23 protein-coding genes and 1 CRISPR repeat array are annotated in these 21,156 nt (G+C 66.3%); of the genes, 14 read left to right on the top strand and 9 right to left on the bottom strand.

Features of this window, described 5'->3' with window-relative positions; genetic code table 11:
* The 7 genes from Q352_RS0118630 to Q352_RS21990 all read right to left on the bottom strand — a co-directional run bounded on the left by Q352_RS0118630 (position 1) and on the right by Q352_RS21990 (position 5,967).
* Positions 1-1,164 carry an FAD-dependent monooxygenase gene (locus Q352_RS0118630; protein ID WP_028500611.1) on the bottom strand — a complete coding sequence of 388 codons (1,164 nt, stop codon included), beginning with the start codon at positions 1,162-1,164 and terminating at the stop codon, positions 1-3.
* A complete protein-coding gene (locus Q352_RS0118625; RefSeq protein WP_028500610.1) occupies positions 1,165-2,469 on the bottom strand; it encodes an aminopeptidase P N-terminal domain-containing protein in 1,305 nt (434 codons plus the stop codon). It abuts the gene before it with no gap.
* A gap of 112 nt (positions 2,470-2,581) precedes the next feature.
* Positions 2,582-3,226: a response regulator gene (locus Q352_RS0118620; RefSeq protein WP_028500609.1), complete on the bottom strand. Its 645-nt coding sequence runs from the start codon at positions 3,224-3,226 to the stop codon at positions 2,582-2,584.
* Entirely contained in the window at positions 3,223-3,543 is a 321-nt protein-coding gene (locus Q352_RS0118615) for an Hpt domain-containing protein (protein ID WP_158537421.1), read from the bottom strand. Before Q352_RS0118615 ends, Q352_RS0118620 begins: the two co-directional genes overlap by 4 nt.
* 159 nt (positions 3,544-3,702) lie before the next feature.
* Positions 3,703-3,885 carry a cbb3-type cytochrome oxidase subunit 3 gene (locus Q352_RS0118610; protein WP_028500607.1) on the bottom strand — a complete coding sequence of 61 codons (183 nt, stop codon included), beginning with the start codon at positions 3,883-3,885 and terminating at the stop codon, positions 3,703-3,705.
* Positions 3,886-3,941: 56 nt separating this feature from the next.
* Positions 3,942-5,363: a cytochrome-c oxidase, cbb3-type subunit I gene (gene ccoN / locus Q352_RS0118605; RefSeq protein ID WP_028500606.1), complete on the bottom strand. Its 1,422-nt coding sequence runs from the start codon at positions 5,361-5,363 to the stop codon at positions 3,942-3,944.
* Positions 5,364-5,451: 88 nt separating this feature from the next.
* On the bottom strand, positions 5,452-5,967 hold the full coding sequence (locus Q352_RS21990; RefSeq protein WP_051529090.1) for a DUF934 domain-containing protein: 516 nt from the start codon (positions 5,965-5,967) through the stop codon (positions 5,452-5,454).
* Between the two features lie 304 nt (positions 5,968-6,271).
* On the opposite strand from Q352_RS21990, the gene Q352_RS0118595 reads away from it, so the two are divergent.
* The 14 genes from Q352_RS0118595 (at position 6,272) to Q352_RS0118525 (ending at position 18,194) form a co-directional block, all read left to right on the top strand.
* On the top strand, positions 6,272-7,693 hold the full coding sequence (locus Q352_RS0118595; protein WP_028500605.1) for an aminotransferase-like domain-containing protein: 1,422 nt from the start codon (positions 6,272-6,274) through the stop codon (positions 7,691-7,693).
* A gap of 94 nt (positions 7,694-7,787) precedes the next feature.
* Positions 7,788-8,357 (top strand): carboxymuconolactone decarboxylase family protein, encoded by a 570-nt coding sequence (locus tag Q352_RS0118590; protein ID WP_028500604.1) that lies wholly within the window; start codon positions 7,788-7,790, stop codon positions 8,355-8,357.
* Between the two features lie 25 nt (positions 8,358-8,382).
* Positions 8,383-9,483: an acyl-CoA dehydrogenase family protein gene (locus Q352_RS0118585; RefSeq protein WP_051529089.1), complete on the top strand. Its 1,101-nt coding sequence runs from the start codon at positions 8,383-8,385 to the stop codon at positions 9,481-9,483.
* Positions 9,480-9,647, top strand: a complete 168-nt coding sequence (locus Q352_RS0118580) for a rubredoxin (protein ID WP_028500602.1) — start codon at positions 9,480-9,482, stop codon at positions 9,645-9,647. The genes Q352_RS0118585 and Q352_RS0118580 overlap by 4 nt, the downstream gene beginning before the upstream one ends.
* A 10-nt stretch (positions 9,648-9,657) precedes the next feature.
* Positions 9,658-10,467, top strand: a complete 810-nt coding sequence (locus Q352_RS0118575; RefSeq protein ID WP_084300398.1) for an ABC transporter ATP-binding protein — start codon at positions 9,658-9,660, stop codon at positions 10,465-10,467.
* A gap of 2 nt (positions 10,468-10,469) precedes the next feature.
* Positions 10,470-11,663, top strand: a complete 1,194-nt coding sequence (locus tag Q352_RS0118570; protein ID WP_028500600.1) for an ABC transporter substrate-binding protein — start codon at positions 10,470-10,472, stop codon at positions 11,661-11,663.
* A 10-nt stretch (positions 11,664-11,673) separates the two neighbouring features.
* Positions 11,674-12,450: an ABC transporter permease gene (locus Q352_RS0118565; RefSeq protein ID WP_156952612.1), complete on the top strand. Its 777-nt coding sequence runs from the start codon at positions 11,674-11,676 to the stop codon at positions 12,448-12,450.
* 92 nt (positions 12,451-12,542) lie between these two features.
* Positions 12,543-12,917: a Gfo/Idh/MocA family oxidoreductase gene (locus Q352_RS0118560; RefSeq protein WP_028500598.1), complete on the top strand. Its 375-nt coding sequence runs from the start codon at positions 12,543-12,545 to the stop codon at positions 12,915-12,917.
* A 136-nt stretch (positions 12,918-13,053) separates the two neighbouring features.
* A complete protein-coding gene (locus Q352_RS23975; protein ID WP_051529088.1) occupies positions 13,054-13,458 on the top strand; it encodes a hypothetical protein in 405 nt (134 codons plus the stop codon).
* Between the two features lie 243 nt (positions 13,459-13,701).
* A complete protein-coding gene (locus tag Q352_RS0118545; RefSeq protein ID WP_084300396.1) occupies positions 13,702-14,208 on the top strand; it encodes a rhodanese-like domain-containing protein in 507 nt (168 codons plus the stop codon).
* 4 nt (positions 14,209-14,212) lie between these two features.
* Positions 14,213-15,187, top strand: coding sequence for a serine O-acetyltransferase EpsC (gene epsC, locus Q352_RS0118540; RefSeq protein WP_028500596.1), 975 nt, complete (start codon positions 14,213-14,215; stop codon positions 15,185-15,187).
* A complete protein-coding gene (locus Q352_RS0118535) occupies positions 15,184-15,408 on the top strand; it encodes a helix-turn-helix domain-containing protein (protein ID WP_028500595.1) in 225 nt (74 codons plus the stop codon). The genes epsC and Q352_RS0118535 overlap by 4 nt, the downstream gene beginning before the upstream one ends.
* Positions 15,409-15,508: 100 nt before the next feature.
* Positions 15,509-16,438, top strand: coding sequence for a family 2A encapsulin nanocompartment shell protein (locus tag Q352_RS0118530; protein WP_028500594.1), 930 nt, complete (start codon positions 15,509-15,511; stop codon positions 16,436-16,438).
* Positions 16,413-18,194: a family 2A encapsulin nanocompartment cargo protein cysteine desulfurase gene (locus Q352_RS0118525; protein ID WP_028500593.1), complete on the top strand. Its 1,782-nt coding sequence runs from the start codon at positions 16,413-16,415 to the stop codon at positions 18,192-18,194. The genes Q352_RS0118530 and Q352_RS0118525 overlap by 26 nt, the downstream gene beginning before the upstream one ends.
* 173 nt (positions 18,195-18,367) lie before the next feature.
* Positions 18,368-19,557: a CRISPR direct-repeat array (repeat unit 29 nt; unit sequence CGGTTCATCCCCGCGTCCGCGGGGAACAC).
* Positions 19,558-19,648: 91 nt separating this feature from the next.
* Here the strand turns inward: Q352_RS0118525 and cas2e are convergent.
* Positions 19,649-19,948, bottom strand: a complete 300-nt coding sequence (cas2e, locus tag Q352_RS0118520; protein ID WP_028500592.1) for a type I-E CRISPR-associated endoribonuclease Cas2e — start codon at positions 19,946-19,948, stop codon at positions 19,649-19,651.
* Positions 19,929-20,849, bottom strand: coding sequence for a type I-E CRISPR-associated endonuclease Cas1e (gene cas1e / locus Q352_RS0118515; protein WP_028500591.1), 921 nt, complete (start codon positions 20,847-20,849; stop codon positions 19,929-19,931). The genes cas2e and cas1e overlap by 20 nt, the downstream gene beginning before the upstream one ends.
* Positions 20,850-21,156: the final 307 nt, after the last annotated feature.

The raw sequence follows: 21,156 nt of genomic DNA, 5'->3' as shown, positions 1-21,156 counted from the left end.
CTAGCCGCCGATGCCGAACACCAGCGATGACGCGAACCGCTTGCGGAAGGTCGGCACCGCATCCAGCACTGCCATCACTGCGCCCCGCGCGCCCCGGCTGACCGGGTCCTGGTGATCGAACAGCGTCACCAGGCTGTGGGTGAAGCCGGTGACGGCCAGGCTGTCGACGCGACGGCGGCGCGCATACTCGGCCAGCCGCGTCGCGTCGCCGGCGTCGCCGGGACGGGCGATCAGCCCGGACAGCAGCGCGGCATCGCGCAGGCCGAGGTTCAGGCCCTGGGCCGCAATCGGGTGCATGGTCTGCGCCGCATTGCCGGCCAGTGCCACGCGGCGGCTGACGATACGGTTGGCGACCTTCAGCCGCAGCGGCACCGCCAGTCGCGGTGCGGTCGGCGTCAGCCGCCCGAGCCGCTCGCCGAATGCCGCGCCGAACTCGGCACCGAATGCCTCGTCATCCAGCGCGATCAGCCGCTCGGCATCGTCGTGACTGCGGGTCCACACCGCCATCAGCTCGTCACCGACCGGCAGCAGTGCCATCGGTCCCCGGGCGGAAAAGCGCTCGAACGCCACATTGCCATGCGGGGTTCCCGGCCGCAGCCGCGCCAGCACCGCGCACTGCCGGTAGTCGTGCTCGCGTCGCACCACATCCGGCAACTGGTCAATCAGCCCCCCGCCATCGGCCAGCACCACCAGCCGTGCCGTCAGCCAGTGCGGTGCGGCGCCATCCGGCGCGATGCCGAGCTCGGCAAAGCTGCTGCCGCTGCGCAGCGTGGTCGCCCGCGACGAGAACGCGACCGGCACGCCGGCGGCCAGCAGCGCCTCGCGCGCAGCCGCATACAGATCCGAATATGCGACCGAATGGCCAAGGTGTGCCAGGCCGAGGTCATCGCGGTCGAGTACGGTGCGGCCGAAAGCCGCCGCCTGACTGACATGGACCCGGTCGATCGGCGTCGACGGCATGCCGTCGTGCCAGATGCCGGAAGCGGCCAGCGCCTGCTGGCTGGCATGCGACAGCGCCAGCACGCGCGGATCGCGCACATCGGCATCCCGCGCCCGTGCCTCGACCAGCAGTACCGAGCGACCGGCCGCCTTCGCCGCCAGCGCGACACTCGCGCCGACCGCGCCGCCGCCGACGACGGCGACATCAACATGCAGTGGCAGCATTCAGTCGCGCTCCGCCAGCAGGGCCTCGACCGCCTCGACCGACTTCGGCACGTCGCCCGACAGGACCTCGTGTCCGCTCGCGGTCAGCAGCACGTCATCCTCGATGCGGATGCCGATGTTCCAGAACGCCTCCGGCACATTGTCGGCCGGCCGCACATACAGGCCGGGCTCGACCGTGGTCACCATGCCCGGGTGGTATTCGCGCCATTCGCCATCGATCTTGTAATCGCCGACGTCATGGACGTCGATGCCGAGCCAGTGGCCGATGCGGTGCATGTAGAACTGGCGATAGGCTTCGGATTCGATATTGCCGTCGACACTGCCCTGCAGCAGGCCGAGGTCGATCAGGCCGCGCACCTGGACCGCCAGCGCCGCATCGGCCGGCACGTTCCAGCGCACGCCGGGCGCCAGCGCGTCGATGGCGGCCTGGTTGGCCGCCAGCACCACCTGGTACAGGTCGCGCTGCGGACCGCTGAAGGTGCCGTTGACCGGGAAAGTGCGCGAAATGTCGCCGGCGTAACCCTGGTATTCGCAACCGGCATCGATCAGCAGCAGGTCGCCGTCGCGCAGCACACTGCCGTTGCCGACATAGTGCAGCGTGGTGGCGTTGGCACCGCCGGCGACGATGCTCTCGAACGACGGATAGCGTGCGCCACCGGCGATGAAGGTGCGCAGGATTTCCGCCTCGACCTGGTATTCATGCCGTCCCGGACGCGCGGCGCGCATCGCGGCAACGTGACCGGCAGCGGACAGGCGTGCGGCCTCGCGCATCAGGGCGATTTCATGCTCATCCTTGACCAGCCGCATTTCGTGCACGAGCGCATGCACGTCCTTCAGCACCGTGGGTGCCGTCACACCGGTGCGGAAGCGGGCGCGCACCGTGTTCAGTGCCGCATTGATGCGGGTATCGAACGCCGCATCGCGGCCAAAGCCGTAATGCAGCGTATCCCGGTTCGCCAGCAGATCGGGCAGCCGGGCATCGAACTCGTCGATCGGCCAGGCCTCGTCGAAGCCGAACGCCTCGCGCGCGCCTTCGGGGCCATGACGGAAGCCGTCCCAGATTTCCCGTTCCAGATTCTTTTCGCGACAGAACAGCACCGAACGGCCATTGCTCGCATCCAGCACCAGCACCGCCTCCGGTTCGGCAAAGCCGGTCAGGTAGTAGAAGCTGCTGTCGAAACGGTACGGATAATGGGCATCGCCATTGCGGTGCTGTTCAGGCGCGGTCGGCAGGATGGCGATGCCATCGCCGAGCGACCGGATCAACCGCTCGCGGCGGCCGAGATGGGGAGTGACGTCGGTCATGTGAATTTCCGTCTTTGGGCACCGCCGTCGCGGTGTCGGAACTGCGACGGCGGCCGGCGACGGCCGCGCATCGCGACAAGGCTGTCATTGTAGCCACTGCGGTGCGCTGCTGTCAGAGCAGCCCGTTCAGCCGGGCATACTCGTAGAGCTCACGGTCGTTCGACACGCCGAGCTTGCGCGAGCCCTGGCGCTTCTGGGTGCTGACGGTCTTGACGCTGCGATTCAGCAGTCTGGCGATATCCGACACCGAGTTGCCGGTGACAAACAGGCGGACGACCTCCAGCTCGCGCGTCGTCAGCCGCTGCCGCTGCAGCGGATTGCCATCCTTGTCGGGCAGTTTGTCGGCGCGGCACAGGATGTCGGCCGCCTCGCGGTCGATATAGGTGCCGCCATTCATCACCGCATGGAGGGCCGGGATGATCTCCAGTGCGGCGGTACTCTTCAGCAACAGCCCCTGCACGCCGACATCGACGATCGTGCGCAGCACGGCCGCATTGGTCAGCATGGTCAGCACGATCAGCCGGACCGCCGGAAAATGGCGCTGCACATAGGTCACCAGGCCGATGCCATCACCCTGCCTGCTGCCCGGCATGTAGAAATCGGTAATCAGGATGCCCGGCGTCTTGCTTTCCAGCAGCCGGATCAGCCCGGACGCGCTGTCGGCCTCGCCGCTGATGCGAAGCTCTTTCACGGATTGCAGTGCGTTCCTGATGCCGATCATCACGATCGGGTGGTCATCCGCAAGCACGATGTTCATTCACGACCCTCCCAGGTGGAAAACAGGCAGCACTCCAGCGCGTCGGCCAGCGCCGCCATCCGTGCCGGATGACGCCTTTCCTCCGCCAGACGCTCGATGGCCGTGCACAGGCGGACCCCCGGAGCAGATTCGACAATGGCCAGTACGCCTTTCATCCGGTGCGCGTGATGGAGAATGGCCAGCCTGCTGCCAAGCCGGATCGCCGTCTGCAGGCTCCGCATGTCGTCGCGCATGGTCTGCTCGAACACCTGGAGAAACAGAACGGGAATGGCCGCTCGTGACAGTGGCAGGACCGGAGAGAAGAGAAGGTCTTTCATGCCCGGCATCGATCCCCCCGTCCCCCCGCCCCGGGCAGGTAGACAGGGAAAGCTGTTCAGAATGAACAAATCGTGTTCAGGATCGCTGACGTGGCAGTGCTTTTGAATAGGATTTTTCTGATTTCGCAGCTTTTGTGCCGGATCCGGGGCGGTGTCCGCTCAGCCATCCAGCGACGAACGCCGGCTGATGCGGCGGTCGTTGTCGGCGAACGGCAGGGCGGCGGCCTCGTCGAATTCCTCGCCGGCGCCACGGCGGAAACAGGCCCAGGCAATGGCGTACAGGAAGCCGCCGAGTGCGGCGACGGTATACAGGGAGAGGATCAGCGCGTCGGTTTCTGACATGTCGGCTCCAGTCGGTGACCCGCCCCGGCCACGCCGGGGCGGAAAAGGGTTTCCGTTCAGGCGTGGGCGGCGAGAACCGGGATGCGGGCGTTGACGGCGCGACCGGTCATCACGGTGCGGCACACGTTGTACGCCATGATCACCATGCCGCTCAGGTACAGCAGCCCGCCCACCAGCCGCACGAAGTGGTACGGATAGGTGGCCTTGACCACTTCGGCGAACGCATAGGTCAGCGTGCCGTCCGGGTTCAGCGCACGCCACATCAGGCCCTGGGTCACGCCGGAGATCCACAGCGCGGCGATGTACAGCACGACGCCCAGCGTCGCCAGCCAGAAGTGCGCCTCGATCAGGCGGATCGAGAACATCTGCTCCCGGTTGAACAGCCGCGGGATCATGTAGTACAGCGAACCGATGGTGATGAAGCCGACCCAGCCCAGTGCACCGGAGTGAACGTGACCGATGGTCCAGTCGGTATAGTGCGACAGCGCGTTGACGGTCTTGATCGACATCATCGGCCCCTCGAAGGTCGACATGCCGTAGAACGACAGCGACACGATGAGGAACTTCAGGATCGGGTCAGTGCGCAGTTTGTGCCAGGCACCCGACAGGGTCATGATGCCGTTGATCATGCCGCCCCAGCTCGGAGCCAGCAGAATCAGCGAGAACACCATGCCGAGCGACTGGGTCCAGTCAGGCAGCGCGGTGTAGTGCAGGTGGTGGGGACCGACCCACATGTAGGTGAAAATCAGTGCCCAGAAGTGGACCACCGACAGCCGGTACGAATAGATCGGGCGACCGGCCTGCTTCGGGACGAAGTAGTACATCATGCCGAGGAAGCCGGCGGTCAGGAAGAAGCCGACCGCGTTGTGGCCGTACCACCACTGCACCATCGCGTCGACGGCGCCGGAGTAGATCGAATACGACTTCCACAGCGTGACCGGAACAAACGCGCTGTTGACGATGTGCAGCAGCGCAATCGCCAGAATGAACGCCCCGTAGAACCAGTTGGCAACATAGATGTGCTTGACCTTGCGCTTGGCGATGGTGCCGAAGAACACGACCGCATAGGCGACCCAGACGATGGCCAGCAGCACCTTGATCGGCCACTCCATCTCGGCGTACTCCTTGTTGAAGGACATGCCGAGCGGATAGGTGATCACGCACAGGACGATCACCGCCTGGTAACCCCAGAAGGTGAACGCGGCCAGACCATCGGAGAACAGCCGGGTGTTGCAGGTGCGCTGCACCACGTAGTAGCTGGTCGCGATCAGCCCACAGCCACCGAAGGCGAAAATCACGCCACTGGTATGCAGCGCGCGCAGGCGGCCAAAGTGGAAATACGGACCGACGTTCAGGTCGGGCCAGACCAGTTGCGCGGCGATGGTCACGCCGACCAGCATGCCGACGACCCCCCATAGCACGGTCATCAGGGCGAACTGGCGTACGACCTTGTAGTTATATGTCGACTGCGACTCCATAGCGCTTTCTCCAGGACTGAAACAACGGCGCCCCCGTCCCGCGCCGGCACGGCGTGAAACACGGACGAAAAACAGACAGGGCGGACGCTCAGGTCCGCCGGGGCCCCGGCCCGCAAGCCGGCGGGCAGCCTTCCAGCGCGGCCAGCGCCTGCAACGGGTCGTGACCCGGCCTGATGGTGAAACTGTCGAAACCGGCCTGTGACAACGCGTGCACGGTTTCGACCCGGACATCGCCGACGGCCCGCAACTCCCCCCGCCAGCCATGCCGGTCGCGCAGGGCCCGCGCCAGCGCATGGCCGCGCCGGTCGGCATGACCGGAGAAATCGATGGCGATAAAGGCGATATCGTCGGGCGGGAAAATCAGCCGGCCGTCTTCCAGCAGGGTGGCCGGATCGGTACCCGCATCCAGCCAGACGGCCGGCGGATGCCGACGACCGCTCAGCCGTGCACGGCAGGCCTTCCACAACGGCAATGGCAGCACCCAGCCCGGCTGGTCGACAAACACCGATCCGCCAGGCGGAAAGGCATCCACCGCGGCAAAGCCAAGCCAGTTGTCATTCTCGATCCGCCCGCTGCGGATCACCCGGCTGCGGGATTCATTCATGGCCGGCCTCCGCCTGTGCGGCTGGCCGGCTCCGGTCGACTGTCATGTGCATGGCTGCCTCGGCCCCTTTCCGTCCCTCCCGCCATCGCCGGTTTCCGGGCTGGAAACGCGATGCGGTTTTTATGCCGGGAGGTTATGCCGTAGACCGTGCCGGCGGTATGGGCAGATGACAGTAAAAACACCGGAGCAGTTGCCGCTCTGTGACCCCGCTGATCCGGTGTTTTGCCCCGTTTGTGTGTCTGTTTCCCGCCGCGGGCGCTGCCTAGAATCCGGGATCCCTTCTTCCGCCCGGACCCCGCTCCCGATGACACGCTATGAAACGCTGGCCGACGATATCGCCCGCTCGATCGACACCGGCGTACTGCGTCCCGGCGACCGCCTGCCCTCGGTCCGCCAGGCCAGCGCCAGTCGCGAGATCAGCCCGTCGACGGTATTCCAGGCCTATTACCTGCTCGAAGCACGCGGCCTGATCCGCGCCCGCGACCGCTCCGGCTACTACGTGACCGGCACCGCGCCGCGCCTGCCACCGGAGCCGGAAAACCTGCCGCAGCCGACCGCCACCGCAGCCGCGCTGGAGATCAGCGAGCGGGTGTTCGACGTACTCGAATCGACGCTGCGCCGCGATCTGGTGCCGCTCGGCTCGGCGTTTCCCAGCCCCTTGCTGTTTCCGCTGCCGCGGCTGGCCCAGGTCATGGCGTCCTCGGTGCAGAAGCTCGACCCGTGGAGCTCGGTCGACGACCTGAGCCCGGGCAACGCCCGCCTGCGCCGGCAGATTGCGCTGCGCTACCTGATCGACGGCCTGCACGTCCACACCGACGACATTGTCATCACCAACGGGGCACTGGAAGCACTGAACCTGTGCCTGATGGCGGTCACCCGGCCCGGCGATGCTGTGGTGGTCGAATCACCGACTTTCTATACCGCGCTGCAGTCGCTGGAACGCATCGGCCTGCACGCGATCGAGGTGCAGACCCACCCGCGTGAAGGCATCGACCTCGCCGCACTGGAAAGCGCACTGACCCGGCACCGGCCGAAAGCCTGCTGGCTGATGACCAATTTCCAGAATCCGCTCGGCAGCCTGATGCCGGACCACAAGAAGCGCGATCTGGTCGAGCTGCTGGCCCGCCACGATGTACCGCTGATCGAGGACGATGTGTACGGCGAACTGTATTTCGGCAGCAAGCGCCCGACACCGGCCAAGGCCTTCGACCGCCACGGGCTGGTCATGCACTGCTCGTCGTTCTCCAAATGTCTGGCACCCGGCTACCGGATCGGCTGGGCCGCGCCCGGCCGCTTTGCCCGTACCGTCGCCCGCCACAAGCTGACCACCACGCTGACCACCTCGGCACCGGCCCAGGCCGCGCTGGCCGCCTACCTGGAGAAAGGCGGCTACGACCGCCACCTGCGTCACCTGCGCCAGGCGCTGTCCGCGCAGCAGCGCGACGTCATGCAGGCCGTCGCCCGCCACTTTCCGCCCGGCACCTGCGCTACCCGCCCCGACGGCGGCTATTTCCTGTGGATCGAGCTGCCCGACGGCATCGATGCGCTGGACCTGCACCAGCGCGCGCTGTCACACGGCATCAGCATCGCACCGGGGCGGATCTTTACCAGCCATCCGCGCTTCGCCAACTGCTTCCGGCTCAATTACGGCCATCCCTGGGACGCCGACATCGAACAGGCGATCGCCACGCTCGGCAAGCTGGCCACCGTCGGTGGCCGGCCCTAAGCACAGAAAAGAATAAATAGAAACTTTTTTGATGTTTTTAATGCATATGGCAAAACTTACCATCGCTCCCTCAACCCTGAATCAGGAATGCCCCATGAGCCGCTTTCCCATCCACAGCCCCGATTCTGCCCCCGAAGCCGCGCGTGACGCGCTGAACAGCGTCCGCCAGGCATCCGGCTTTATCCCGAACCTGATCGGCGTGCTCGCCAATGCCCCGACCGCACTGGAAACCTACCGCACCGTTTCCGCCATCAACGCCCGCTCCAGCCTGAATGCCGCCGAACGTGAAGTGGTCCAGCTGACCGCCGCCACTACCCACGGCTGCGCATTCTGCGTTGCCGGCCACAGCGCCATGGTCGAGAAACAGGCACTGCTGCCGCCGGCCGTGCTCGCCGCGCTGCGTGAACGCCATGCACTCGACGACCCGCGCCTGAACGCGCTGGCCCGCTTCACCCTCGCCGTTATCGCCGGCCGCGGCCAGGTCGATGACGACGCGTATGCCACCTTCCTCGCCGCCGGTTTCACCCCGGCCAATGCGCTGGATGCCGTGCTGGGTGTCAGCCTGGCCACGCTGTGCAACTTCGCCAACAACCTGGCACAAACACCGCTGAATCCCGAACTGGCGACCTGGCGCTGGGACGCGCCGGCCGCGGCGCGCGCGTAAGCGGGCCGGCCCGGAGGAAACCGACATGAACGATATTTCCACAACGCCCGCACTGCATGACCGGGTCGCCGGACTGGCACAGCAGACGCTGGCGCCACGGGTCATCGACATCGACCGCGATGGTCTGTACCCGGAAGCCTTCCTGCGCGAACTCGGCGCCCTCGGCGGCTTTTCGGCCGCGCTGGCCGCGGAGGACGGCGGCAGCGGGCTGGCCAGCCAGATCGGCGTCATCGACACCGTCGGCCGGGTCTGCGGTTCAACCGCCTTTCTGGTCTGGTGCCAGACCACCTGCATCTGGTATCTGCGCCATGCACCGAATGCCGCCGTGCGCGAACGCCATCTCGGACCGCTGCTGCGCGGTGAACGGCTTGGCGGCACCGGTCTGTCCAATGCGATGAAGCACCTGGCCGGCATCGAGGACATCCGTTTGCGTGCCCGCCGCGATGGTAGCGGCTACCGCATCGACGGCAGCCTGCCATGGGTATCCAACATCGGCTCCGGTCACGTATTCGCCGCTGCCGCCGCCGTCGACGACGGCGGCTACGTGATGTTCCTGCTCCAGTGCGACCAGGCCGGCGTCTCGCTGCACGCCTGCCCGGAATTCGCCGGTCTGGAAGGGACGCGCACGCTGAATGTCCGCCTGCATGACGTCGCCATCGACGCCGATGCCGTCATCGCCGCTCCGGCGGAGTTCGCCGGCTATATCCGCCGCATCAAGCCCGGTTTCGTGCTCGGCCAGCTTGGCATCGGCTTCGGCATTGTCGACGCCTGCCTGCGCATCCTGCGCGAGTCGGCGGTCTCCCACGGCCACGTCAACGCCTTCCTCGATCAGCAGGAAGCGCCGCTGGCGGCAGAACTGGCCGCCGCGCGCGCGCAGGCCGCCGCCCTGGCCGACGCCGCCGATCAGGGCACGGTACGGCCGCTGGACGTGCTGAAGTTGCGCGCCGCCGCGGCAGAACTGGCGCTGCGCGCCGCCAACGCCGCCGTGCTGCATGCCGGCGCCAAAGGCTACCTGATCCGCCACCCGGCCCAGCGCCGGCTGCGCGAAGCGGTGTTCGTTGCCATCGTCACCCCGGCGCTGAAACAGTTGCGCAAGGAAATCCATGCGCTGGAGCACGCCGCATGAGCGTGCAGTGGATGTGCGGTCCTTGCGGCTTCATTTACGACGAAGCACTGGGCCTGCCCGACCACGGCATCGCCCCCGGCACCCCGTTCGCCGACATTCCCGACGACTGGGTCTGCCCCGACTGCGGTCTGGGCAAGCCCGATTTCTTCCTCATTCCGGATTAAGGAGCCCGCAGTGACCGCAAGGCCCGATGCCCTGCCCGCCCTGTGGGCGGAAAATATTTCCCTGTCCTACCCGCGGCCGGACGGCCAGCGCCAGCGGATACTGGAAGGCTTCGGCCTGTCGCTCGCCGCTGGCGAAACCGTGGCGCTGCTCGGCCCGAGCGGGGTCGGCAAATCGTCGCTGCTGCGCGTGCTGGCCGGCCTGCAGACCGCCGACAGTGGCCGGGTGCAGGCACTCGGCGCGCCGCTGACCGGCCCGCATCCGCGTCTGGGCATGGTGTTCCAGGACCCGTGCCTGCTGCCGTGGCTGACCCTGGCCGGAAACGTCGCCTTCGGCCTGGATTTCCGTCACCAGCCGGCGCTGGACGCCGCCAGCCGGCGGCGGCGGGTCGATGACGCCATTGCCGAAGTCGGACTGGACGCCTTCCGCCTGCGCCACCCGGCCGAACTGTCCGGCGGCATGGCCCAGCGTGCCGCGCTGGCCCGCAGCCTGGCGCGCCAGCCGGCCATCCTGCTGCTGGACGAGCCATTCAGCGCGCTGGACGAGATTACCCGTGGCGATATGCAGTTGCTGCTGCGCGAGGTCATTCGTCATCACCAGGCGGCCGCCGTGCTGGTCACCCACGATATCGACGAAGCCCTGCGGGTAGCCGACCGCATTCTGCTGATCGGCGGCCAGCCCGGCCGCCTGATCGACAGCTGGACGCTGAACCTGCCGGCGCCGGGTGCCGACCAGGACCGGGCGCTGACTGAGCTGCGCCTCGACATCGTGCAACGGCTGCGACATGCCCGCACGCCCTCCCCCCTCCCCCAACAGGCCTGACCATGACCCAAGATCCGTTGCGCTCCCGCCGGGAGTTCCTGAAATTGTCCGCGCTGCTGACCGCCGGCGGCGCACTGCCGCTGCTGCAGTCGTTCGAGGCCCGCGCCGCCGCCGATGCCAATGCGCCGGTGCGGATCGGCTACCTGCCGATCACCGATGCCACACCACTGCTGGTCGCCCATCACAACAAGCTGTACGAGGCCGAAGGGCTGACGGTGGAAGCCCCGCGCCTGTTCCGCAGCTGGGCGCAACTGGTTGAAGCGTTTGTGTCCGGCCAGGTCAATGTGGTCCACCTGCTGTCGCCGATCACGGTGTGGGCACGCTACGGCAGCAAGGTGCCGGCCAAAGTGGTCGCCTGGAACCATGTCGACGGCTCGGCCCTGACCGTACTGCCCGAGATCGACAATATCCGCCAGCTCGGCGGCAAGACGGTGGCGATCCCGTTCTGGTATTCAATGCACAACGTGGTGCTGCAGCAGCTGCTGACGCAGAACGGCCTGCAGGCGATCAGCGGCGGCCGCGCCGCGCCGCGCGCCAATGAAGTGAATCTGGTGGTGATGTCCCCGGCCGACATGACCCCGGCGCTGGCCAGCCGCCAGATCGCCGGCTTTATCGTCGCCGAGCCGTTCAATGCCGCCGCCGAGCTGCTGAAGGTCGGCAAGGTGCTGCGCTTTACCGGCGACGTGTGGAAAAACCATGCCTGCTGTGTAGTTTTCATGCACGAGCGCGATCTGAACCAGCGCCCGGAATGGAGCCAGAAAGTGGTCACCAGCCTGGTCAAGGCCCAGGCCTGGATCCAGGACAACCGTGGCGCCACCGCGCGCCTGCTGTCCAGGGACGGCCCCAACCGCTACACGCCGCACAGTGTGGAAACCCTGTCCCGGGTGCTGGAGCCGAATGCGGCCCAGGCGCGCCAGTACGCAGCCAGCGGCGCCATCCGTCACCCGGACTGGAAGGAAGAGCGGATCGACTTCCAGCCGTATCCGTTCCCGAGCTACACCGAAACCCTGGTGCGGATGCTGAAGACCACCCGCATCGAGGGCAACAACGCCTTCCTCGCCGGGCTGAAGCCCGAGCAGGTCGCCCGCGACCTGGTCGATGATCGCTTCGTCAGGCAGGCGCTGCGCCAGGTCGGCGGGCTGAAGACGTTCGGGTTCCCCGATTCGTTCACCCGCAATGAAATCGTGTCGGTCTAGGAGGATGCGGATGTCTGTTCTTGCGGCCGGAAACGGCAAGGCCGCGCGGCTGGCGCTGGCCGTGGGCGGGCTGGCGCTGCTGCTGGCAGCCTGGGCACTGGGCATCCAGTGGCTGGGTCGCGAGCAGCCGCTGGCAGCCCTGCTCGGACCGGGGCCGACCTTCGTCAGCCTGTACGAGCTGCTGGCCGGCAACGAGCTGACCCGCCATGTGCTGGTCAGCCTGCGCCGGGTACTGGTCGGGCTCGGCCTGGCATTCGCCATCGGCGTGCCGCTCGGCCTGGCCGTCGGCGTGTCGCGGCCGGTCGAGGCCGGCACCTCGGCCGCATTCCAGTTCCTGCGCATGATCTCGCCACTGTCGTGGATGCCGATCGCGGTCATGGTGCTGGGTGTCGGTGATGCGCCGATCTACTTCCTGCTCGCCTTCGCCGCAGTGTGGCCGATCATGCTGAACACCGCCGCCGGCGTGCGCCAGCTCGACCCGCGCTGGCTGCAACTGGGCCGCAGCCTCAGTGCCACGCGCACGGAGACACTGTTCCGCATCATCCTTCCCGGCATCCTCGGCCATATCCTGACCGGCGTCAGACTCGCCATCGGCATCGTCTGGATCGTGCTGGTGCCGTGCGAAATGCTCGGCGTCAGCGCCGGGCTCGGCTATTTCATCCTCGATACGCGAGACCGCCTCGCCTACTCGGAACTGATGGCCGTCATTCTGCTGATCGGCCTGCTCGGCTACCTGCTCGACGCCCTGGCACGCTGGCTGAAGCGTGCCGTGCATGCGGAAGCCTGAACGCCCGCCGCCTCCGTTTTGACCGCCATCAACGCAACATGACATCCGTGTTGCATAATGGCGGGGTTGATTTTTGTCACATGGAATTTGTCATGACTGCCATTCGTATCGCCATGATCGGCGCCGGTGAAACCGGTACCCCCCTGCTGCGCCAACTGCTTGACGCCCCGTTCGTCGAACTGGTCGGTCTGGCCGACCTCGACCTCGAACAGCCGGGCATTGCGCTGGCGCGCGAGCATGGCCGCCCCGTCACTACCGACTTCCGCGAACTGGCACGCGATGCCTCGATCGACATCCTGATCGACGTGACCGGCGTCCCGGCCGTGCGCGAAACACTGCGCCAGATCATGCAGGACACCCGCAACGAACATACGCTGATCATGCATGAGCGCATCGCGCTGCTGATGCTGTCGCTGTCGGCCGGCCACTGGATCGACGGCAAGCACGACAACGAACACTACGTGTAATACCGCCGCCGGCCGGCCTTCCCATGCCCGGGGGAAGGCCGGTGGCCGGCTTTTTCCGACCTTTCATAAAAGATTCACTAGCAAGTTGTAAATAGACTATAAATAATGAGACTTTGTCATATCCTCCGGGCTGAAGATGAATGCTGCAAAGAAGATCCGAAAACTCATAGAGAACAATCAGGAACCCGAGCAGATCACCATCCTGAAGTCGCTGGTGCTCGCCATCGAAAAAGGCGAACCGTTCCGGCTGCAGTCGCTGTATGACCTGAACATGCCGCACTTCGACCTGGCCATCGAGCTGATCCAGGACTGGCGCTTCGATCACCACATCTCCTCGCGCAGCAAGCTGTGGGAGCAACTGGCCAACGAACTGCGTGCCCGACCGAACGACGAACCGGCAGAAGCCGTAGAGGTCGCTGATGGCGACATCCCGGCTGTCGAAGCCGCCGCCGCCCCGGTAGTGGAAAAGGCACCGGCCAAGACCCCGGCCGCAAAAAAGCCGGCCGCCAAGCGGACCAGCAAGCGGCCCGCCGCCAAGTAAGCACAAGACGCCGGTTCAACCGCAGCAGACCCCCCGGTCTGCTGTTCCAGTTTGTGCTTCAGTCCCTGACCAACCCGCCGCGCGCGGGTTTTTTCATGCCGGCAAGCGCCGGTTTCATCATCACGATTTGTGCTAACCAATCCAGTCTTTATTCTTTTACAGCCATATCGCGGATTCATATCCTGATGGTTATCGCCAGCACGGCCAGCCCGTGCCGACGCGAACCGAATGGAGAAAAACCGCATGTCCACCGTAGCCCTGTCCCTGATTTCCCCCGCCAGCGAACGGGCTGATGCCCCCCGTCACGAACACCCGGTTCTCGCCGCCGCCCGCCACCAGGCCCGGGTCGCGAACCTGCCGTTTGCCGGCAGCGTCACGCCGCAGCAGGCATGGCAACTGGTCGAGGCCGGCGCCGCGCAGCTGGTCGATGTCCGCTCGCCGGAAGAGGTCAAATTCGTCGGCCGCGTGCCTGACACGCAGAACGTGCCGTGGGCGTCCGGCACCGCACTGAACCGCAATCCGCGTTTTCTGAAAGAACTGGAAACCCGCGCCGGCGGCAAGGACGCCGTGCTGCTGCTGTTGTGCCGCAGCGGCAAGCGCTCGGCCGAGGCCGCTGCGGCCGCCACCCGCGCCGGCTTTGACGCGGTATTCAATGTCCTGGAAGGCTTCGAGGGCGAGCTGGATGCGCACCAGCAGCGCGGCGCGGCCGGGGGCTGGCGTCACCGGCAACTGCCGTGGCAACAGGACTGACGGCATGAATTCTCCCTTCCTCGCCATTCCGCCCGCCGCCACAGACGCCGGCGACGGCCTGTGGCCGCTGGAACAGGTGGTCGCCGAACTGCGCACTGCCCGCGCCCAGTGGCGCGCCGCCCAGCACCGCCAGGCCGAATCGGGCAGCCGAGAGCTGCCTTCGCGCGACATCCTGACCGACATCACCCACGCACTGCGTGCGGCGCTGTTCCCGCTGCGACTCGGCCCGCCGGACCTGCGTCCGGCCGGTGAGGACTTTTACGTCGGCCACACCCTGGACCGGGCGCTGAACGCCCTGCTCGGCCAGGTCAGGCTGGAGCTGCATTTCGTACTGCGCCACAAGAGCGGAAACCTGGACGCGCAGATCGACCACAAGGCGCGCGGCATCGTGCGCGAGTTCGCCATCCGCCTGCCGCAGATCCGCCGCCTGCTCGACAGCGACGTCGAATCGGCCTACCTCGGCGACCCGGCCGCGCGCAGTGTGGACGAGATCCTGCTGTGCTACCCCGGCATCGTCGCCATCATGCATCACCGGCTCGCCCATGCGCTGTACCGGCTTGGTGTGCCATTGCTGGCGCGCATCGTCGCCGAACTGGCGCATGCCGAAACCGGCATCGACATCCATCCCGGCGCGCAGATCGGCCGTGGCTTCTTTATCGATCACGGCACCGGCGTAGTTATCGGCGAAACCGCCGTGATCGGCGAGCGCGTGCGCCTGTACCAGGCCGTCACTCTCGGCGCACGCCGCTTCGAGACCGACGACAGCGGCGCGCTGCGCAAGGGCGGCCCGCGCCATCCGGTCGTCGAGGACGACGTGGTCATCTATGCCGGCGCCACCCTGCTCGGCCGGATCACCATCGGCCGCGGCTCATCCATCGGCGGCAATGTCTGGCTGACCCGCAGCGTGCCGCCGGGCAGCGCCATCACCCAGGCCGGCCTGCAGCAGGAAACGCCACCGCGCGACGGACCGGCGCCATGAACCCGCATCACTTTGGCCGCGAGGTGCGCCAGCTCCGCGAGACGCGGATCTGCGCGCAGGAAGCACTGGCGGAACGCGCCGACCTGAACCGTTCCTGCCCCGGCGGGATCGAGCGTGGCGACGTGGTGCCATCGCTGAACACCATGGCCTGGCTCGCCGGCGCGCCCGGATTGAAACGGCCCGGACGGGTCGCCCGCTGCGAAACCCGCCTCGCAGCCTGAATGCCCAGGACCGCCCGTTGATGTCGATAGCATATCGAGTCGCCATCAACGAGTGGACCCTGTTTGCCGATTCCCTTCCACTCACCCCAGGAGCAGTTTGATGTCCGCTCAACACGATGCGCAGCTGGCGCTCGGCGACAATGCCGCCCGTCAACTGGCAAACGCCACCAAGACGGTTCCACAACTTTCCATCATCTCGCCGCGCTGGCTGACCCACTTGCTGCAATGGCAACCGGTCGAAGCCGGCATCTACCGTCTGAACAAGGTCAGGAACCCGCGCGACGTACGTGTCGCTTGCTCGCAACGGGACGAGTCGGAACTGCCGTCGACCTTTGTCGACTACGAAGAACAGCCGCGCGAATACTTCCTCAACGCCGTGACCACGGTACTGGACGTGCACACCCGCGTGTCCGACCTGTACTCCAGCCCGCATGACCAGATCAAGGAACAGCTGCGGCTGACCATCGAGACGATCAAGGAGCGCCAGGAAAGCGAGCTGATCAACAACCCGGACTACGGCCTGCTGGCCAATGTGGCCGACGAGCAGCGGCTGTCGACCCTGACCGGCGCCCCGACCCCGGATGACCTCGACGACCTGCTGACCCGGGTGTGGAAAGAGCCGGGCTTCTTCCTGACCCACCCGCTGGCCATCGCCGCCTTCGGCCGCGAGTGCACCCGTCGTGGCGTGCCGCCGCCGACCGTCAGCCTGTTCGGCTCGCAGTTCCTGACCTGGCGCGGCATCCCGCTGATCCCGTCGGACAAGGTGCCGGTCGAGGACGGCAAGACCCGCATCCTGCTGCTGCGCACCGGCGACAAGCGCCAGGGCGTGGTCGGCCTGTTCCAGCCCGGCCTGGCCGGCGAGCAGAGCCCGGGGCTGTCGGTGCGCTTCATGGGCATCAACCGCAATGCCATCGCGTCCTACCTGATCTCGCTGTATTGCTCGCTGGCAGTGCTGTCCGACGATGCGCTGGCCGTTCTCGAAGACGTGGAAATTGGCAAGTACCATGACTATCCAGACACTTACAAGTGAGCCGGTCCCGGCCGGCCTGCCGGACGTGCTGACCCTGGCGCAACTGGCCGGCGAGTTCTTCGCCGCGCTGCCGGGGTCGCCGCCGGCCGCCCCGACGGCACCGACCCCGCTGCGCGCGACCGGACCGGTCATCGCCTCCGGCAGCGGCTCGCCGACGCTGGCCCCGGCAGCCCCGCCGGGCGAAGCACCGGCCGCCGCCGGCGTACCACGCGGCCACAATGCCGCGCCCGGCGTGCCGCAGGGCTACGCTGCCGCGCTGCCGACGCTGGCTGCGCCGTCGGCGCCCTCCTCGTCGTCGCCGTACTACTTCCTCGACAGCGGCAATGGTTATCCGTCCGCCAGCGGGCTGTCGGTACCGCACAGCCTCGCCGCACAGCCATTCGGCTTTCCGGGCGAAACGGCGCTGCGCGAGTTGCTGGCCGACATCGACCACCGGCCACGGGACCGGGCAGCACCGGCAAACGGCAGCGGTCATTTCTACTTCCTCGACCCGGCAGCCGACGGCCGTCCGGCCCGCAGTGCCCCACAGGCCGCCAGCCAGCCGCCGCTGGATGTGAACCGGGTACGCCACGACTTCCCGATCCTGCAGGAACGGGTGAACGGCAAGCCGCTGGTCTGGTTCGACAATGCCGCGACCACGCACAAGCCGCAGGCCGTCATCGACCGGCTCGCCTGGTTCTACGCCCACGAGAACTCGAACATCCACCGTGCCGCGCATGAACTGGCGGCACGGGCGACCGATGCCTACGAGGCGGCGCGACAGAAGGTGGCCCGCTTCCTTGGCGCGGCCTCGCCGGACGAAATCGTGTTCGTGCGCGGCGCAACCGAGGCCATCAATCTGGTGGCAAAGAGCTGGGGCGCAGCCAATATCGGCGCGGGAGACGAAATCATCGTCTCCCACCTGGAACACCACGCCAATATCGTGCCGTGGCAGCAACTGGCGGCCGAAAAGGGCGCAAAGATCCGCGTGATCCCGGTCGACGACAGCGGACAACTGCTGCTCGACGAGTACCGCAAGCTGCTCGGACCGCGCACCAGGCTGGTTGCAGTAACCCAGGTATCGAACGCACTGGGCACCGTGACCCCGGTGCACGAAGTCGTGGCGCTTGCACACGGCGTCGGCGCCACGGTGCTGGTCGACGGCGCGCAGGCGGTGTCCCACCTGCGGGTTGACGTGCGGGCGCTGGATGCGGACTTCTACGTGTTCTCCGGCCACAAGGTGTTCGGCCCGACCGGCATCGGCGTGGTCTACGGCAAGAAGGCGATCCTGGACGGCATGCCGCCGTGGCAGGGCGGCGGCAACATGATTGCCGACGTCACCTTCGAGCGCACGCTGTACCACGGCGCCCCGGCCCGCTTCGAAGCCGGCACCGGCAATATCGCAGACGCCGTCGGCCTTGGCGCCGCCATCGACTACGTCGAGCAGCTGGGCCTGGACAATATCGCCGCCTACGAGCACGCGCTGCTCGAATACGCGACCCACGGCCTGCGCGCCATCCCCGGCCTGCGCCTGATCGGCACCGCGCAGCACAAGACCAGCGTCGCATCCTTCGTCCTGCAGGGCTACAAACCGGAGGAAGTCGGCGACGCGCTGAACCGCGAAGGCATCGCCGTGCGCTCCGGCCACCATTGCGCACAGCCGATCCTGCGCCGCTTCGGCGTCGAAGCCACGGTGCGGCCGTCGCTGGCGTTCTACAACACCTGCGAAGAGGTCGACAAGCTGGTGGCCGTGGTCAGGGGGCTGGCACGACGGTAGAGGGTCGCGTCAAGCCAGAACGGGCAATCCGGTGCATTCCCGGGAGGGAATGGACGGGGTTGCCCGTTTGTTCTGGTCGCTTCCGTACCGGGTCGGCAGTCATGGGAAGTGGGTATTTTCTCCCCGCGCCGGAGGGGAACACGATTTGATCATGACCAAAATGCCGGTATATCTGGTTCATCCCCGCGGACGCGGGGAACACAGCCGTCAGATAGGCCAGCAGCGCAATCACATCGGTTCATCCCCGCGTCCGCGGGGAACACATGTCCTCCAAGACGATACCGATGACGTAGTCCGGTTCATCCCCGCGTCCGCGGGGAACACTTCACACCCTCGACAACCTCGGTAACGTAATTCGGTTCATCCCCGCGTCCGCGGGGAACACCGCGGGTGGAATCTGTCCATCGTGACTGACGACGGTTCATCCCCGCGTCCGCGGGGAACACCAGACAAACACGCTCAAACATCTATAGTGCCCCGGTTCATCCCCGCGTCCGCGGGGAACACGATGAGGGTCACTTTCTGGCCCGTCCAGATTTCGGTTCATCCCCGCGTCCGCGGGGAACACTCAATCCTTTTTATGAATTTCACTAATCCAATCGGTTCATCCCCGCGTCCGCGGGGAACACGCCGGCGCACTGAACTCACCGTATTTGGCTGACGGTTCATCCCCGCGTCCGCGGGGAACACCTGCTGGCTGATTGTAGGCCCGCACTCATGGGCGGTTCATCCCCGCGTCCGCGGGGAACACGAACGGGTCTGCTACCGCTGTCCATGCTCCGGCGGTTCATCCCCGCGTCCGCGGGGAACACACAAGGCATTCCAGTCGCGCGGCGAGTGCGTCCTGGTTCATCCCCGCGTCCGCGGGGAACACTGGCTGACCCGGATCAACAAGCGGTCCGGACGCGGTTCATCCCCGCGTCCGCGGGGAACACTCAATCGAGAGGATGGAGAGCCGGGGCATGACCGGTTCATCCCCGCGTCCGCGGGGAACACGTCGGCCTCGTCCGCCAGATCGGCGCGGCAGTGCGGTTCATCCCCGCGTCCGCGGGGAACACCCAAAGCGGGCATGGCATGCAGCGTGTGCCTGCGGTTCATCCCCGCGTCCGCGGGGAACACCCAGGCCCAGCCAGGGCCACTGGAGGAATCCGCGGTTCATCCCCGCGTCCGCGGGGAACACAGCGCGCGCATCGCGGCCGTGTTGATGGCGCGCGGTTCATCCCCGCGTCCGCGGGGAACACGGCGCGCAGGGTCTCCAGCATGTCGAGAATGTCGGTTCATCCCCGCGTCCGCGGGGAACACTAAGCGGCTGGCCAGTTTTTCTAATTTGCAGGCGGTTCATCCCCGCGTCCGCGGGGAACACACTAAAAATAGTCAATTGATTACAAAAGACTATTTTGCACCCGGAAAATCTACCAACTTTTTGCCTTGCCCAAGGTCAGCGTCAAACCACCCTAGGCTGTGACGTCACCGGAATCCGGAGGATGAAACGACACCAGTCTGGCGCCGTCGAATTCGACCGGCATCCGTCGATTGCGACCAAGCGTGACAAACTCAAAACCGGCCTCATTGGCGGCTTGCCAGGCCATTACCGCATTGCCGTCCTCCAGCCCTTCTTCCACCTGCTGCCACAGGTATTCACGCACCTTGCGATTGTACGTGCCAACGTAGACGCCGGCCCGTACCTCCAGCAGCCAGATGGCCATGCGGCCGCGCAGTCTGGGCGGGGCATTCTCAAGTACGATGACCAGCATCGCCAAGCCCCTTCTCTTCCGGAATCGCCACCTCGACCACCCCGTCCACGACCGGCACGCTCAGCCCGCCCGCCGCCAGCAGTTCTTCGATATCGGGGATGATCCGCTCCAGCAGTCGCGTGCGGCGAAACATGTCCCGGCATGACTGTCGCACGGTCCGTTCGTCATTGCCGCCGGTCGATTTCGCGGCAACGGCAAAGGCGGCCGGAACAACGGTTTCGAATTTGTACAGGTCCGCGATGTCGTAGACGAACGACAGCGGTTTGCCACTATGGATAAAGCCGATGGCCGGCGCATAGCCGGCTGCCAGTACGGCCGCCTCGACCACGCCATACAGACAATGGTTGGCCGCAGACAGGCAGCGATTGACCGGGTCGGCGGCGTCCCAGTCATTGCGATCATAGTTTCGCCCCTGCCATTTGACGCCATACTGCCCGGCCAGCAACTTGTACAGCGCCCGGACGCGCGTGCCCTCGATACCGCGCAACTGCTCGACCGAACGCCGCTGCGGCGGCTCGTCGCCAAAACGGCGCCGGTACATCTCGCGTACCACCTTGAGCCTGGCATCGTCATCCAGCGCCAGCCGGGCCTGATGCAGCAGCCGGTCCGCCCGCGCTCCGCCCGGCTGGCCTGCCGAGTACAACCGTACCCCGGCCTCACCCACCCAGACCAGCAGCGTACCCACTTCGGCAGCCAGCTTGCAGGCCGCATGCGACACGCGAACCCCGGGCTCCAGCAGCAGACAGGCAACACCGCCGATCGGAATATGCGTCCGTATCCCGGTCGTGTCGACGGCGACAAATGCACCATCCAGCACGTCCAGCTGACAGCGCTCGACAAACAGCACCGACAGCCGTTCCCTGACCGGAATCGGCTTGAGTTTGGGGAGAGGCTGGCTCATCGGGTCATCCCTCGGCCAATGCCGCATATATGGAGACTCGGCACGCCACCTGCTGCCGATGGCTGCCGGCACACCGGCGGCAGCGTATCAAAATGCCAAGCTTCACCTGATGACTGGATGACTCCGCCGCCCATATGGCCTTCCCGCGCATTGATCAGGACGGAATGAGTATGTCATGCGAAAAGCATGGTGCGCAAAGCCTGAGCGTCCAATGGGACACCATCCCGCTCACGCGGGGAACACATTGCCGAGGCGGACAAGAATGAGCTGCTTTTCGGTTCATCCCCGCGTCCGCGGGGAACTCTAG

Origin of the sequence: Microvirgula aerodenitrificans DSM 15089 (genome assembly GCF_000620105.1) — a bacterium.
In the GTDB taxonomy this organism is placed as follows: Bacteria; Pseudomonadota; Gammaproteobacteria; order Burkholderiales; family Aquaspirillaceae; genus Microvirgula; species Microvirgula aerodenitrificans.
The sequence above is the reverse complement of the archived record's forward strand: the minus strand, read 5'-3'. Positions and strand labels throughout refer to the sequence as shown.

Excerpts from the sequence above, each read along its gene's own strand:
- Q352_RS0118630 (WP_028500611.1), bottom strand. The coding sequence starts at position 1,164 with ATGCTGCCACTGCATGTTGATGTCGCCGTCGTCGGCGGCGGCGCGGTC.
- Q352_RS0118625 (WP_028500610.1), bottom strand. The coding sequence starts at position 2,469 with ATGACCGACGTCACTCCCCATCTCGGCCGCCGCGAGCGGTTGATCCGG.
- Q352_RS0118620 (WP_028500609.1), bottom strand. The coding sequence starts at position 3,226 with ATGAACATCGTGCTTGCGGATGACCACCCGATCGTGATGATCGGCATC.
- Q352_RS0118615 (WP_158537421.1), bottom strand. The coding sequence starts at position 3,543 with ATGAAAGACCTTCTCTTCTCTCCGGTCCTGCCACTGTCACGAGCGGCC.
- Q352_RS0118610 (WP_028500607.1), bottom strand. The coding sequence starts at position 3,885 with ATGTCAGAAACCGACGCGCTGATCCTCTCCCTGTATACCGTCGCCGCA.
- ccoN (WP_028500606.1), bottom strand. The coding sequence starts at position 5,363 with ATGGAGTCGCAGTCGACATATAACTACAAGGTCGTACGCCAGTTCGCC.
- Q352_RS21990 (WP_051529090.1), bottom strand. The coding sequence starts at position 5,967 with ATGAATGAATCCCGCAGCCGGGTGATCCGCAGCGGGCGGATCGAGAAT.
- Q352_RS0118595 (WP_028500605.1), top strand. The coding sequence starts at position 6,272 with ATGACACGCTATGAAACGCTGGCCGACGATATCGCCCGCTCGATCGAC.
- Q352_RS0118590 (WP_028500604.1), top strand. The coding sequence starts at position 7,788 with ATGAGCCGCTTTCCCATCCACAGCCCCGATTCTGCCCCCGAAGCCGCG.
- Q352_RS0118585 (WP_051529089.1), top strand. The coding sequence starts at position 8,383 with ATGAACGATATTTCCACAACGCCCGCACTGCATGACCGGGTCGCCGGA.
- Q352_RS0118580 (WP_028500602.1), top strand. The coding sequence starts at position 9,480 with ATGAGCGTGCAGTGGATGTGCGGTCCTTGCGGCTTCATTTACGACGAA.
- Q352_RS0118570 (WP_028500600.1), top strand. The coding sequence starts at position 10,470 with ATGACCCAAGATCCGTTGCGCTCCCGCCGGGAGTTCCTGAAATTGTCC.
- Q352_RS0118565 (WP_156952612.1), top strand. The coding sequence starts at position 11,674 with ATGTCTGTTCTTGCGGCCGGAAACGGCAAGGCCGCGCGGCTGGCGCTG.
- Q352_RS0118560 (WP_028500598.1), top strand. The coding sequence starts at position 12,543 with ATGACTGCCATTCGTATCGCCATGATCGGCGCCGGTGAAACCGGTACC.
- Q352_RS23975 (WP_051529088.1), top strand. The coding sequence starts at position 13,054 with ATGAATGCTGCAAAGAAGATCCGAAAACTCATAGAGAACAATCAGGAA.
- Q352_RS0118545 (WP_084300396.1), top strand. The coding sequence starts at position 13,702 with ATGTCCACCGTAGCCCTGTCCCTGATTTCCCCCGCCAGCGAACGGGCT.
- epsC (WP_028500596.1), top strand. The coding sequence starts at position 14,213 with ATGAATTCTCCCTTCCTCGCCATTCCGCCCGCCGCCACAGACGCCGGC.
- Q352_RS0118535 (WP_028500595.1), top strand. The coding sequence starts at position 15,184 with ATGAACCCGCATCACTTTGGCCGCGAGGTGCGCCAGCTCCGCGAGACG.
- Q352_RS0118530 (WP_028500594.1), top strand. The coding sequence starts at position 15,509 with ATGTCCGCTCAACACGATGCGCAGCTGGCGCTCGGCGACAATGCCGCC.
- Q352_RS0118525 (WP_028500593.1), top strand. The coding sequence starts at position 16,413 with ATGACTATCCAGACACTTACAAGTGAGCCGGTCCCGGCCGGCCTGCCG.
- cas2e (WP_028500592.1), bottom strand. The coding sequence starts at position 19,948 with ATGCTGGTCATCGTACTTGAGAATGCCCCGCCCAGACTGCGCGGCCGC.
- cas1e (WP_028500591.1), bottom strand. The coding sequence starts at position 20,849 with ATGAGCCAGCCTCTCCCCAAACTCAAGCCGATTCCGGTCAGGGAACGG.